Origin of the sequence: Lysinibacillus composti (assembly GCF_016908465.1) — a bacterium.
GTDB classification, from domain to species: Bacteria; Bacillota; Bacilli; order Bacillales_A; family Planococcaceae; genus Ureibacillus; species Ureibacillus composti_A.
The window spans coordinates 33,476-48,288 of sequence record NZ_JAFBDY010000005.1 but is presented as its reverse complement, the minus strand read 5'-3'; the positions used below and the strand labels follow the sequence as shown (position 1 = coordinate 48,288).

The 14,813-nt window shown below is 35.9% G+C and carries 12 protein-coding genes; all 12 read right to left on the bottom strand.

The genetic code is table 11. From position 1 onward, the window contains the following. Window positions 1–20: 20 nt before the first annotated feature. Complete coding sequence (locus tag JOD29_RS07490; RefSeq protein WP_239585625.1) at window positions 21–1,106, bottom strand: FtsW/RodA/SpoVE family cell cycle protein; 1,086 nt, start codon at window positions 1,104–1,106, stop codon at window positions 21–23. Window positions 1,107–1,223: 117 nt separating this feature from the next. Further along, window positions 1,224–2,573 (bottom strand): UDP-N-acetylmuramoyl-L-alanine--D-glutamate ligase, encoded by a 1,350-nt coding sequence (murD, locus tag JOD29_RS07485; protein WP_124764096.1) that lies wholly within the window; start codon window positions 2,571–2,573, stop codon window positions 1,224–1,226. Further along, entirely contained in the window at window positions 2,570–3,547 is a 978-nt protein-coding gene (gene mraY, locus JOD29_RS07480) for a phospho-N-acetylmuramoyl-pentapeptide-transferase (protein ID WP_124764097.1), read from the bottom strand. Before mraY ends, murD begins: the two co-directional genes overlap by 4 nt. Window positions 3,548–3,628: 81 nt before the next feature. Continuing rightward, a complete protein-coding gene (locus tag JOD29_RS07475; RefSeq protein ID WP_124764098.1) occupies window positions 3,629–5,566 on the bottom strand; it encodes a stage V sporulation protein D in 1,938 nt (645 codons plus the stop codon). A gap of 93 nt (window positions 5,567–5,659) precedes the next feature. Then, complete coding sequence (locus JOD29_RS07470; RefSeq protein WP_192894207.1) at window positions 5,660–7,876, bottom strand: penicillin-binding protein; 2,217 nt, start codon at window positions 7,874–7,876, stop codon at window positions 5,660–5,662. After that, window positions 7,873–8,238, bottom strand: coding sequence for a cell division protein FtsL (ftsL, locus tag JOD29_RS07465; RefSeq protein WP_124764100.1), 366 nt, complete (start codon window positions 8,236–8,238; stop codon window positions 7,873–7,875). Before ftsL ends, JOD29_RS07470 begins: the two co-directional genes overlap by 4 nt. Beyond that, window positions 8,239–9,189 carry a 16S rRNA (cytosine(1402)-N(4))-methyltransferase RsmH gene (rsmH, locus tag JOD29_RS07460; RefSeq protein WP_124764101.1) on the bottom strand — a complete coding sequence of 317 codons (951 nt, stop codon included), beginning with the start codon at window positions 9,187–9,189 and terminating at the stop codon, window positions 8,239–8,241. Window positions 9,190–9,214: 25 nt separating this feature from the next. Beyond that, window positions 9,215–9,646: a division/cell wall cluster transcriptional repressor MraZ gene (gene mraZ, locus JOD29_RS07455; protein WP_124764102.1), complete on the bottom strand. Its 432-nt coding sequence runs from the start codon at window positions 9,644–9,646 to the stop codon at window positions 9,215–9,217. Window positions 9,647–9,882: 236 nt separating this feature from the next. Next, window positions 9,883–11,499, bottom strand: a complete 1,617-nt coding sequence (gene bshC, locus JOD29_RS07450) for a bacillithiol biosynthesis cysteine-adding enzyme BshC (protein WP_124764103.1) — start codon at window positions 11,497–11,499, stop codon at window positions 9,883–9,885. 388 nt (window positions 11,500–11,887) lie between these two features. Beyond that, window positions 11,888–12,283, bottom strand: coding sequence for a DUF3397 domain-containing protein (locus tag JOD29_RS07445; protein WP_124764104.1), 396 nt, complete (start codon window positions 12,281–12,283; stop codon window positions 11,888–11,890). Next, window positions 12,280–13,179 carry a ketopantoate reductase family protein gene (locus tag JOD29_RS07440; RefSeq protein ID WP_124764105.1) on the bottom strand — a complete coding sequence of 300 codons (900 nt, stop codon included), beginning with the start codon at window positions 13,177–13,179 and terminating at the stop codon, window positions 12,280–12,282. The genes JOD29_RS07445 and JOD29_RS07440 overlap by 4 nt, the downstream gene beginning before the upstream one ends. A gap of 82 nt (window positions 13,180–13,261) precedes the next feature. Next, window positions 13,262–14,800: an acyl-CoA carboxylase subunit beta gene (locus JOD29_RS07435; RefSeq protein WP_420844548.1), complete on the bottom strand. Its 1,539-nt coding sequence runs from the start codon at window positions 14,798–14,800 to the stop codon at window positions 13,262–13,264. Window positions 14,801–14,813 lie beyond the last annotated feature (13 nt).

The following is a 14,813-nucleotide window of genomic DNA, read 5'->3' as shown; positions in this document are numbered from 1 at the left end:
TAATTGACAAAAATTACGGATCAAGATCGTTCGGTTCGACTTGCAAAGGAAACGATAATGGCTACAACAAACCAAATAATCATTAACGATGTTCCACCATAACTGATAAATGGCAATGTAACACCTGTTACTGGAATTAGGCCAATTACTACACCAATATTTAAACATGCTTGGAACCCTACCATACTTACAAGAGCAGCCATCGCATAAAAGTCAGAACTTTTAACGGAATTGATTGCTAGTCCAACTCCTGAGTATATAAATAACCCAAACAATGCAAGTACAACGCAACCACCTAAAAAACCGATTTCCTCTAAAATAATCGAATAAATAAAATCGTTTTGTGGCTCGGGTAAATATAAAAACTTTTGCCTACTTTCTTGGAAGCCGTGTCCTAATAACCCCGCAGGACCAATTGCTAATAAAGATTGTACTGCCTGGAATCCACTACCTAATGGATCGGCCCACGGATTGATAAATGCCTCTATTCGTTTTAATCGATATGGAGCAGAAGCAATTAATCCAACCAAACCAACAACTCCAACTGCAATAAACCCAATATATAATTTGATTGGATATCTTGCGATAAAAAGTAATACGAATGAAGAAACGACCAAAATAAATACGGATCCAAAATCAGGTTGCAACATCATTAACGCACATGGAATGATGATAATTAAGAAATGTTTAATTTGTACAACTCGTTCATCATTTCTAACTTTACTTAACAAGAAACTTAAATACATTAATGTTGTAATCTTAACGATTTCAGCTGGCTGTACTGTCAGTGGTCCGACACCAATCCAACCACGAGATCCATTTCGGACAATACCTATTCCTGGAATGAGTACTAGTACTAAAAGAACTAAAGATAGGATGTAAAATGTAACCCAAGTTTTTTCTTCTGTGATTATGTTCATTCTCGTAACGATGAAGAAAACCGTTAATGCCAATCCTAAATAGATGGATTGTTTAATATAAAACGGTACTTCACCTTCATAGTGAACGGAGCTCCAGTAAGTACCAGCAGAGTAGATAAAAATAATCCCTATTACTGATAACAATACTGCTGAAATAATGAAGAGCCTCTTATAATAAAACTTCAGCTAAGGCATCCTTTCTGCTTTAGTACTTTTTACACAATGAAAAAGATGTATATATGGTCATTAACTAACTTAACAGTAAAATATAACAAACGCATTGCAATTTATGAATCATTTCAATTACAATTTCATTACATGTTCAATAAATAAATCTCCACGGAATTCAAAGTTAGGGTATTGGTCCCAACTTGCACATGCAGGTGATAATAGTACAACATCTCCAATTTCAGAAATGTCTGCTGCCTTACTAACTGCATCTTCTACATTGTCTGCATTCACTGTATTTTCAATACCACATGACTTCGCAAACTCTATGAAACGTTCTCCCGTCTGCCCAAAGGCTACAACAGCTTTAACATTCTTCATAGAATCTCGCAATTCTTCAAAGGAATGTCCGCGATCAAGCCCCCCTGCTAATAAAACAATCGGTTGTTTGAAAGCATCTAGTGCAACTTTTGTTGCTAAACAATTGGTTGCTTTTGAATCGTTATAGAATTTTCTTCCATCCCACTCACGCACAAATTGTGTACGATGACGGACGCCTGAAAAAGTTGATAAAACTTCAATCATTTTTGATTGATCACAGCCATAAATGATACATGCTGCAACAGCTGCCAGTACATTTTCTAGATTATGTTTCCCGGGCAATGCTATGTTATTTCTTTCAAAAATCGGTTCGCCTAGCCAATACACAGTTGTTTCATCTGCGCTAATCCCTTCTTCAGTTCGTCCTTCTGAACTAAATGGTACTTTTTTTGCTTTTGATTGTTGAGCAAACTGTTGTACCACTTCTTGACCGGCATTGTAAATCAACCAATCATTCTCATCTTGATTTTTAGTAATGGCAAACTTGGCTTTTACGTATTCTTCAAATGTTCCGTGATAATCTAGATGCGCATCATATAAATTTGTTAGAATGGCAATTTTCGGCTTAAACTCGATCGTACCCATTAACTGAAAGGATGATAATTCAGTGACAATAACATTTTCTGTTGTTGCTGTCGCTGCAACTCCACATGCAACAGTACCAATATTTCCAGCGATTAAAGGCTGTCTTTCACCATTCTTTAACATTTCATACACTAACGTTGTCGTAGTTGTTTTACCATTCGTACCTGTAATCCCGATAATTGGCGCCTCACTCACTAAATAAGCAAGTTCTACCTCTGTAATTACAGGTAGTTGACGACTAATAGCATCAGCAATAATTGGGTTACTATATGGAATACCCGGATTTTTTACGATTAATTCGAAGCCCTCGTCTAATAAGTCTTCTGGATGTCGACCACAAATAACTGTGATTCCCATTTCAAGTAAGCCCTGAGCACTTGGATTTTCATCGAACGGTTTCGAATCGTTAACAGTTACAAAAGCTCCTAACTCATGTAGGAGCTCTGCCGCCTTAACACCACTTTTGGCAAGACCTAGTACTAATACTTTTTTATGTTGTAATTTTGAATACTCTATCATAGTAATGCCTCCAATACGACTGCTAATAATGCAAGAACTAGTCCTGTTGACCAAAAGACAGCTACCACTGTTTTTTCATCCCATCCTGATAATTCAAAATGGTGATGAATTGGTGCCATTTTAAAAATACGTTTTCCACCACGTAATTTGTAACTACCAACTTGTAAAATAACCGATAATGTCTCAATTACGAAAACGAGACCAATTAATAATAGTAACAATTCTTCTTTGACTAATACAGAGACCATCGCTAACGCTCCACCTAAAGCAAGAGAACCTGTATCACCCATAAATACTTTCGCTGGATTTGCATTAAAAATTAGGAAACCTAATAATGCGCCCGTTACAGAAAAAGTAAATAGAGCAACGTCAGATTGTTGGTTAAACAATGCGATTACCCCAAATGCTGCAAAAGCAACTGATGCTGTTCCAGCAACTAACCCATCTAGTCCGTCTGTTAAGTTGACTGCATTTGAAAATCCTACTAACCAAAAAATTAAGAATGCTGCATATAAAATACCTAAGTCGATTGATAAATCGGTATATGGAATAGTAATTGAAGTATCGAAAGTACCTAATCGCAAAAGTAAAAACGCTGCAATGGAGATCACGATTTGACCTACTAATTTTTGTATTGATGTTAAACCTAAATTACGTTTAAATACGACTTTTATTCCGTCATCTAACAACCCGATTAATCCAAAACCGATTAATACAAGAAGTAAAACAACTGTTTGAGTCGTAAATATACTAAATACATTTCCAACAATCACCGTTGTAGCAATAATCGAAATTAAGAAAATTATACCGCCCATTGTTGGAGTGCCAGCCTTCTTCATATGTGACTGTGGCCCAACTTCTCGTATGCTTTGCCCGAACTTCAAACGGCGAAGTATCGGTATTGTAATTGGTGCTAATGCCACAGAAACTATGAAAGATATGGCTAAAATGGTTATTGTTGTTGCGATTGTCATGTTAGATCTCCTTTAAAACTTCTTTATATCATTTATTGAATCCTTCATTATAATAGTTGTTTTTTGTCCACTTTAAAAGTCCTAATTCGTTTCATCTGTTTCTTCACCTAAATAAAGATGGACAGTGCCGTCAACTTCAATTACATTGTTTGGTTCTGGTAACTGACCTGTCACAATTTTTCCGTCTCCATGCACTTCAATTTTATATGGGTATTGTAATTTCATAATTTCGTCTGATGAAAGTCCTATAAAATTAGGAAGACGTTCTGTAATAGGATCTCCCCAACGATAATCCTTTTCAAGTTGCCCTTCTTTATCTTCCTTGATGCCAAGCTTTGGCGCAATGTCTTCAATGATTTGTCCTACAATTGGTGCAGCAATTGTACTACCAAAGACAACTGAACTTTTTGGACTATCAACTGCAACATAAACTACAACTTCAGGATTGTTTGCAGGTGCAAAACCGATAAATGAAACAATATAATCTCCATCTTTATATCGTCCATTTTCAACTTTTTGCGCTGTACCCGTTTTCCCACCAATTCGTAGACCATCACGATATGCTTGGCGGCCTGAACCTATTGCTACTACTGATTCTAGTGCATTTCTAACCTTCTCTGATGTATCCTCGCTTATTACAGTTCGTTTCAACTCTGGTTTATTTTCAACAACTAACTTTCCACTTTCTGGATCATAAACTTTTGAAACAACATAAGGTGTATATAATTTACCCCCATTTATGGCCGCTGAAACAGCTTGCACTTGTTGGATAGGTGTTACTGCAATACCTTGACCAAATGATGTGGTTGCATGTTCAACAGGACCAAAGGCTTCTTTTGAAAATAAAATACCAGATGCTTCACCTGCAATGTTAGAACCTGTTGTTTCACCAAAGCCAAATTTTTTAATGTATTCCATTAATTTATCAGAACCAACACGTTGCCCCATTTCAATAAACCCAGGGTTACAAGAATTTTGTACAACTTGTAAAAAGGTTTCATCTCCATGTCCTTCACGCTTCCAACATCGTAGTCTTGCACCTTCAACCATTGTATAGCCTCTGTCATAAAACTTTTCTTTTTCTAAGTTAACTACCCCTTCTTCAAGAGCAGCACTTAATGTGATAATTTTAAAGGTTGACCCAGGCTCGTACGTCATCCAAACCGGTAAATTTCGATTATAAATCGATGAATCAACTTTTTCAAAATTTGACGGATCATAAGTTGGATAAGAAGATAAAGCTAAAATTTCACCAGTATTAGGATTCATCGCAATTGCTAATGCCTGATCCGCATTGTATTTAGTCATAGCTTGTGCTAATTCTCTTTCAACTACTTGTTGAATTTCTAAATCAATGGTTAATTCTACAGTTGCGCCTTGATCACCTTCACGCCATTCGTCATCCACATGAGGTAACGCATTACCTTTTGCATCTGTAAACAGGCGAATCGCTGCAGATTTTGAAGTTAAAAGCTTGTCATATTGAAATTCAATTCCAGCTAGACCTTGAGTATCATACCCGGTAAAACCAATAAATCGAGACAATAAGTTACCATATGGATAGTGGCGTACATAGTCAACACCACTATAAAGTCCATCTATTTTTAGTCCCTGTATTTGTACTGCCTGTTCATATGTAATATTTTTGGCCTCAGGTGCAAGTTTTACTAAATAATCTTTCGAATTCATTTTTTCGTATAATTTTTTTTCATCAAGTTTTAATACTTGTGCAATTTGCTTGGCAGCTTGTTCGATATTATCGTTTTGTGCGGGCATAAAATAAAGTGTTGGAGCCAGCTTGTTTGTAACGAGAACTTCCCCGTTACGATCGGTAATTTCCCCTCGCTCGGATGCAAAGGGAATTTCTCGATCCCAGTTGGCCTTTGCAAGTTCGGTCAGCTTATCATGCTGTATAATTTGCACATAAAACAGTCGAAGGACAACCGCGATACCAAATAATATAAATCCAAAAACTACTAATCTTAATCTCTTCTTTGAAATGGCCGAAATCCACTTCATTAGACACATCACCCCGTTGTTATCAAGGTATGAAATGAAGTGGACTTGTATTCAAAAAATGCCTTAGTTAACATCAGTTTTGATTCGTTTAGTTTAATCTTGAGGAATTACTTCTTCATCGGCTTCGGGTTCTTCTTCAACTGGTACTGAATATATCTCTTCCGGTGTTTTTAAATTAACAACAATTGGCGAAGAATCAACGATCGTTGTATTAGGAGAAACACTTTGACTTTCAACAAATCCTTCCCCTACAATTTCAATCGATAATCCGGACATCGCTTTATAGATTAAGAGATTTCTTAATGACCATTTTTCGAAAGAAGGAATAGTAACAGACCCTTTCGTCTTTAAAAATACAAGACTTCCTTTAGTCATTTGCAAGTTTTGTTTAGGATATTGTTCTACAATTTCTCCACCCTCTCCAATCACGATAGGTGTTAATCCCTCATTTTCGATTTCCACTTGCATTGACTCAGAGCTTTTCCCGACATAGTTCCCCACTTTCGCAGTTTGGACCTGTGCTGCATCTTCAGGTTTAATGTTTAGATATTTCAAGCTATTTTGGACAACAGATGTGAACACTTTTGCTACTGGTTCTGAACCATATTCAGTCAGTTTAAGCATTGGTTTTTTCACTGCCACATACACAATTAATTGTGGATCTTCTGCTGGAGCCATACCTAAAAATGAATACAGATAATTATTTTTTCCATCTAAATAGCCTGCCCCATTCGAACGAGAAATTTGAGCTGTACCTGTTTTTCCTGCTACTTCGTATCCTTCTACTTTAAAGTTTTTTGCTGTCCCTGCCTCAGAGGTTACTGTAGAAGCAAGGATTTCTCTTACTTGTTTTGCTGTTTCAGCAGATACAGGTTCGCCCTTAACTACTGGCTCATTATCTTTTATTACTTCACCTGTATTCGAATCTACTATTTTATCAATTAAAAATGGCTGCATCATTTTACCGTCATTAGCAATCGCTGTCATTCCTTGTACCAATTGAATGGGAGTTACGGTAGAACCTTGACCATATGCTGTTGTTACTCGGTTAATTGGATAAGTCGTTAATATTGTTCCGGTAACTTCACCTGGTAAATCGATACCTGTCTTTTGACCAAAGCCAAATCGATCTAAGTATTTGATAAGTGTCTTATCACCCATTTGTTCTAACATATACGCGATTGCCGTATTTGAGGAACGTTGAAATCCTTCTAAATACGTAATGGGACCCCATCCAACATAGTTGTGGTCACGAATTGTACTATCTAATATTGTATATTGACCAGATTGATATATCGCATTCGGATGCCAATTTCCTGTTTCGATAGCTGCACTAAGTGTAAAGACTTTCATTGTAGACCCTGGTTCAATTACCATTTGAGTCACTTCATTTAACCAGTTGTTGTCTAATCCAACTCGAGTATCTGGATCAAATGTTGGACGTTGTGTCATTGCCAGAATTTCACCAGTTTTTGGGTCAGCTACAACAGCTACCATTGATTCAGGATCGTACTCTTCATAGACACCAGTCATAGCATCTTCTAAAAAGCTTTGAATTGTTTTATCGATTGTTAAATGAATATTGTCCCCATTTTCCGCTGGTTTTACCATTTTTTCACTATTAGGTAGTAGAAAACCGAAAATGTCACTTTCATATTGCATGTTGCCATCTTTCCCGGTTAATTCCTTATTAAAAATGGATTCCAATCCCATTTTCCCAACTGTTTTAAAAGTGCCATCTTTCTGCTCTTCTTTTTGAGCAAAACCAATTAGATGTGAGGCAAAGATACCGTTTGGATAATAACGTTTTGTATCGCTTGCAAAAACTATCCCTGGTAATTCTTCTTTCTCTATTTTCCTCATAACATCATGACTAATTCCTCGTCCTGCAGTTCCAAATTCAACTTGCCATCTCTCTTTTTCTGCTCCATTAGAAAGAATTTCATAGATTTTAGATTCTTCCATGTCAATATATTTCGCTAAGATTTCTGCTGTTTTTTTATAATCTGATACATGTTGAGGTTTTTCTGAATTAGTCGTTGCCTTTGGACTAACAACTGCAATGAGACGATAACTCAATGTGTCCTCAGCGATGATATTACCGCCTCGGTCATATATTTTTCCTCTTTCAGCTGTTAGAACGGCCTCTTTTCCATACAATGCAGCCGCTTTTGCCTCTAATACTTGTCCTTCTACTTCACCTGTTGATTGGATATAAAAAATCCTACCGAATAATAGAAAAAAGAGCCCTCCATAAAGTAATAACATTAGAAAGGCTCCCCATTGGAAACGAAATTTTTTCTTTTTCATTCGCCCGGCACTACCTTTACATTCTTCTCATTAAGAGTTAAACCGAGTTCTTTTGCTTTTTCCCAAATTCTTTCATATGTCGATAGTTCACTTACTTGAACTTTTAAATCGACATTTTGATTTTTTACTTCTGCAATTTCTGTTTCAACTTGCTGTATTTCAATTGTTGTTTGTTGAATAGAACTCTGTTTGTGTAAAATCGTTACTGCAAAAAGGGCTACAACAACTACAAAAGCAATATACAGAAATTTTTCTTTAGCTGTTATTATTTTTTTCTTTTTTTTCGGTTTAAGAGAGGGCTGCTGATGCTTTATTACTTCTGATTGTTCAATATATGATTGTTGTCTTACACGTACTGCCATTTACCCACGTCCTTTTTCACTAATTTTTTCTGCAATTCTTAGTTTTGCTGATCTTGAACGATTATTCGCTTCTAACTCCTCTTCAGAAGGTAGAATTGGTTTTCTCGTTATAAGTTTTAGTGTTGGTTTGACATTTTCTGGGATGACTGGTAATCCGGGTGGTAAATCTGGTAAGGAAGAAGCCTCTTTAAAAATTGTTTTCGTAAGGCGATCCTCTAATGAATGGAAAGTAATTACACTAATCCGTCCATTAATATTCAGTAAGTCAATTGCATCAGTGAGTGAATCTTCTGCTGCGCCTAATTCATCGTTTACCGCAATGCGAATTGCTTGGAAAATTCGTTTTGCAGGATGTCCGCCTTTTCTACGAGCAGCCGCCGGAATTCCATCTTTGATTAGTTCCACTAATTGCCCCGTTGTTTCAATCGGTGCATTTTTTCTTGCCTCTTCAATTTTACGGGCAACTTGTTTTGAAAACTTTTCTTCTCCATAACGGAAGAAAATTCGCACTAAATCTTCATATGGCCACTCATTTACAACATGGAAGGCAGTAAGTTCGGCAGTTTGGTCCATTCGCATATCAAGTGGTGCGTCGTGGTGGTAACTAAATCCACGTTCTGGTGTGTCAAGCTGAGGTGAGGATACACCTAAATCGTATAGAACTCCATCTACTTTCGGGATATCTAGATTAGCTAGTTCTTCTTTAAGATATCGGAAGTTTGAATGAACAAATGTAACACGATCGAGATAGTTTTCTAAACGTTTTTTTGCATTTTCGATAGCTATCATATCTTGGTCAAAACATATTAAACGACCTTTTGATGATAGTTGTTGTACTAAATATTCACTATGTCCTGCACCTCCTAAAGTACAGTCCACATAAATTCCATCAGGATTGATGTTCAATCCATCAACAGTTTCCTTTAATAATACGGTTGTATGATCGAACATAAATTAGCCCCTTTTCTAGTTTTTCTTAGAAGTCAAATCCAATTAAGTTTTCTGCTATTTCATTAAACGATTCTTCAGCATCGTTAAAGTAAGCTTCCCAAGCATCTTTTGCCCATATTTCTATTTTGCTTGAAACCCCTACAACAACACATTCCTTTTCAATTTTTGCATAAGTAGAGAGTGTAGATGGGATATTAATACGTCCCTGTTTATCTATTTCCACTTCTGTTGCACCTGAAAAGAAAAATCTAGCAAATGCTCGAGCATCTTTTTTTGTCATTGGTAATTCTTTTAATTTTTCTTCGAGTTTTCGCCATTCATCCATAGGATATCCAAAGAGACAGTTATCAAGTCCGCGAGTAATAACAAATGTATTACCTAATTGCTCACGAAATTTTGATGGCACAATTAGTCGTCCTTTAGTATCAACAGAGTGTTGATATTCCCCCATGAACATGCTACTCACCCCACTTTAGTTAATAATGTACCACATCCCCCCACTTTCCTCCACAATTTTCATTGTAATGTTCATAACTTTTTTCAAAATATGTAAATTGCACTTTTGGTTGCATATCAGCTTATGAAAAATGGCATAAAAAAAGCAGACACTTAGGTTAAAGTGCCCGCTTTTTGCATTACTAAAGTTATAGTGATTCATTCAAAGCTAGTTTTAGTATAAAATTTATATCCCCATTATAAATGAACAATATAATGTGAGTTTGTAATTTCTAATGGTAATTGTAATATGTCTGTAATCAAAGAAACACCATATTCATTTAAATATTGATACGGATTAAATACACGCTCTTGATAATTTTCACTAGGGAAAAGCTCATCATGAATCGTATTGAATTGACGAAGGGTTTTATCATGTTGGATTAAGACATATTGTTCAATTTTTTTACTTAAGTAATCAAATTGCATTTCATGATATTTTTTATTTTTTCCCACTAAATCATCTAAATGAATTTGTTGGTTCGTTAAGTGTAATTGTAATTCATCGTATTGTGTATGAATCAAATGTTGTAATTGTTCAATCTGCTTTTTCGCTTTTTCATCTTGTACACTTTCAATAAATTTATTTTTCAACTCTTCCACTTGACCATTCCATACTTGATCAATTGATAGCTGGTATTCATTTAATAATTGTTCAACTTTGTTTGTCACTAATGTAATATTCAACCTCGGTGCGAAAATAGGCATTTGTAAATCTAATAACTCAAATGCGTCTTTCAACGTAGCCCAATATGCTAATTCCCCAGGGCCACCAACGAACGCAAGAACTGGGATTGTCATCTCTTGCATTAAAGGACGAGTGACAACATTATTACTTAAACTTGTCGGATTATTTTTCGCAATATCCAGAAGTTCTTCTTTTGTCATTTTTACATTTGCACTTGCATTCTCGTACATCTGTTCATTTCTTTCAAGTAAGAAACGTTCGCCTTCCTGTACAAAGAATAAATTCGCATTGTTTTCTGTTGCCCCAATTGGCATTCCATAGCCTATTTCGTTAAATAAACGTTCTTTTGCCACTACTAAATCGGCAATTTCTTCATTGCGATCAATAATTTTTTGGAAGAACGATGATTCGAATTGACGGAACGGTCCATAGGCTGCATCGATTAATAATAGACCTTCTTGCTGAAATAATGAGTTCATTATGCGTGCAAAGAATTGCGTAAACGTTGTACTTTGATCCATTTGTTCTAACACAGAATGGTAAAGCTTGAGAGAGTGTTCTGTCTCCCCAAAATCCCTGAAAATAATTGAAAGTAAATCTTTCATCTCTTTATGGTCAATTGGCGTTGTTGAAGCCATTGTTTTTTTATTGGAACGCTTACTATACGTACGCTTTTTCACTTCACCATTATGAATAGTGAAAGTATGGTTAATTTCCTCTAAATCGTGATCTTCTCCTGCAATCCAAAAAATCGGTACTACGTTGATACCGAGTTTTTCACTCTGTTGTTTTGCAAGTAAAATAACTGAAATTGCTTTATGAACAGAATATAATGGACCAGTTAATATTCCAGCTTGTTGCCCACCAACGACAGCCAGTGCACCATTTTCTAAATTCGATAAATTCTCTTCAACTTTTTCTGAAAGTCCTAATGGCTCCATAAACGAACGAATAATATTGCTTAATTCGTATACATCATAAAATTTGCCTTTTAAATACTTTGCACGATTTTTAAATGAGTGGTCGTTGTACTCATATTGAAAAAATGGTTGTAGCTTCTCGCTAGCAACCCAATAATCAGACAGTAACTGATTGTTAACTGGTGATATGACCTGTTCCAGTTTCATTAAAATAATCTCCTCTACTACTAACTCTATCGAAACTAACAACTATATTAATAATACATATATAACAATTATGCCTAGGCATAATTACTTTTGGATTCCGAATTGCGCTTGTGCATACAAAATCCATTTTTACGACGATCGGCAATTTTAAGCTAACTACCACTAATAATCCTCACGAAACCGCTGACTCGCCATAGACTTAGGCCGCGCGCGTTTGTTCATATGGCTGTGATATGTCAAACGTGGTGTTAACAGCAATATGTGGCGCTCTTAGTCCAAGTTAATTTTAACTTAATCGGGGATTTTGGGCCCAGACTAAATGAAGTGAAATTAATCTACCTACTCATTATATTGTATACGCTAAAGGGTGCACTTCAAAAGAAAATGCTTATACAAGCTCAACATATTCAATAATATTTAGTGATAGTCCTACAATCCAAACGAACAAATAAGCAACAGTTAATATAATAAAATAAGTTCTCCAAATCCTTTTAAATAAAGCAAGTAATTCAATTTCCTTTTTCGAACGCCAATCTATGTAAGTAATAATAATTGCAATCAAAAGCGCTATCATAAAAATGAACAGACTATAATTCACTCCCCATAAACTAGAAACGGAAAGTGTTACAGAAAAGAATAGAATAAACGTTGTAAGGTCTGCTGCCAATCCAAACGCTTTTGTATGGTTTTTCTTTCGTTTACGATAAATAATATATGTTAAGAAAAAAAGAAGGATTGGAAACAGTATAATTACACTTATCACCGTTTGAATGACTATTTTCACATCTTCTCACCGCTTTTCTCTAATACTTTTAATAGATGATATAAAGTACTTAAAGTTGGTAGATTACTTCCCCTACGAGATGCTCTTTCAATCACCGCCCCTACTATTGTATCCATTTCTGTAGGACGATGTTGTAAAAAATCTGTCAACATGGAAGAAGTATTTGTAGACGTTTTTCGACATAAGTCTAGAACATCTTCCAATGATAAAGTTCCTTTCACTTCAGGAAATGCCAATATTATTTCATTATACATCGACTCTACTATATTGAAAGTATGAGAAGACTCGAGTAATTGGCCATTTTTTACTTTTAGGATGGCAGTTAATGGGTTGATGAAACAATTTAGTAATGCCTTGTGAAATAGCATATACTCCGCATTTTCTTCAATTTGAATTGGCAAAAGGTCCAATTGTAATTGTTGTAGGAAATCAAAAGCTTCATGATTTCCTCTTTCGAATGCTAACTTCATCGATCCTTTACCGCGATGAGCGACTGTATAATCATTAAGCTTTTGAGCACCAAATTGACACGAACAAAAGAAAATAGTTTTTTGTGGTAGAGTTAAGGCTTCCTCGTAATGAGCTAATCCATTTTGTATAAACAATAATGGCACATCTGGTAATGTTGAAATAGAAGCATACAAATCTTTCAATTGAGCATATTTCACCGCAACGATTATAACCGAATCCTTTGAAATATTCGACAGTTCAGTCATTACTTCTACCTCATTAATCCGAATTGTTTGATTTAAATTTTTTCGAACTATACCATTTGCCTTTAATAGGTTGGCTTGCTCTTCACGCTTTGAAATAACGGTTACCTTGTAACTTGATTCTGCTATAAAACTTGCGACTAGCATTCCAATTGCCCCTGCACCAACTACAACTACGTTCATACTCATGTAACCTCACTTACTTAAAAATTATATATTAAAAGGCCTACCTTTGACCGGGTAGACCTTGTTTACGCTTATATTATTATACTGGAAATACAGGGTGTTTTCGAGAAGGTAATGAAATTTCTTTACTCGCATAATAACAGAAACGTTTTGAGAGTGTATCACGTAAATTAGTTGGGGCAACAATTTCATCAATGACTTGCTCAGAAGCAAGTTTATATAAATCAATTTCTTTTTTATATTCTTCAATTTTTTCTTTAACAAATTTGATTCGTTCTTTTGGATTTTCGATTTGTTCAATCTTATTTGAATAAACGGCATTTACAGCCGCTTCTGGCCCCATTACCGCGATTTGAGCAGTAGGTAGGGCAATACAAACATCTGGCTCAAATGCAGGTCCACACATCGCATAAAGGCCTGCACCATAAGCTTTCCGTACTATTACTGATATTTTTGGTACAGTGGCACTACTCATTGCAGAAATAAATTTGGCACCATGTCGAATAATTCCGGCTCTTTCCACCTTTGTACCAATCATAAATCCTGGAACGTCAGCAAGGAATAAAAGTGGAATCGAGTAGGCATCACATAATTGGATAAACTTCGCCGCCTTATCTGCAGAATCTACAAATAATACACCACCTTTAACTTTCGGCTGATTTGCAATGATTCCTATGACCTGACCATCAATGCGCGCTAAACCTGTAATCAGTTCTGGTGCGAATAATTTTTTAATTTCAAAAAAGCTATTTTCATCAATTAGTTGGTCAATGAGTTCATACATATCGAAGGGGGTATTTTGATTTTCAGGAATAATTTCTACTATTGAACGCCCTTGGATTGGCGGTTTTCTTTCTAACAATTTTGGTTTCTCTTTATAATTAGCACCAAAATAACTTAAATACGTTTTTGCATATTTAATTGCTTGTTGTTCAGATGTGGCTAATATGTCTCCACATCCACTTATTGTACAGTGCATTTTTGCGCCGCCCATTTCTTCTAAGGACACTTTCTCGCCAATTACTTTCTCAGCCATTCTCGGCGACCCTAAATACATCGATGCATTCCCTTCAACCATAATCACCACGTCACAAAAGGCCGGAATATAGGCCCCACCCGCAGCAGAAGGTCCAAATAAAATACAAATTTGTGGAACACTACCGCTTAGGTTAACTTGATTATGGAATATTCGCCCTGCACCACGTCTCCCCGGAAACATTTCTAGCTGATCTGTAATGCGTGCACCTGCTGAATCGACTAAGTACAATAAAGGAACTTGCAACTTTTGTGCTGTCTCTTGAATACGAATAATTTTTTCTACCGTTCGATATCCCCATGATCCAGCCTTAACAGTTGAATCATTTGCCATGACACAAACGTTCTGTCCACCAATTTTCCCTATGGCTGTAACAACACCATCTGCTGGTAAGTCTTCAGCTTCGCAATTGGCAAACTTTCCGTCTTCTTCATAAGTGCCATCATCGAATAGTAAAGAAAGGCGGTCACGAACAAATAATTTATTGGATTGTATTAATTTATCGTGGTACTTTTGATGACCACCCGATATAATTTTATCTATTCGATTGTTCAATTCATCATTATAGGATTTCGTTGCCAAACACATTTCTCTC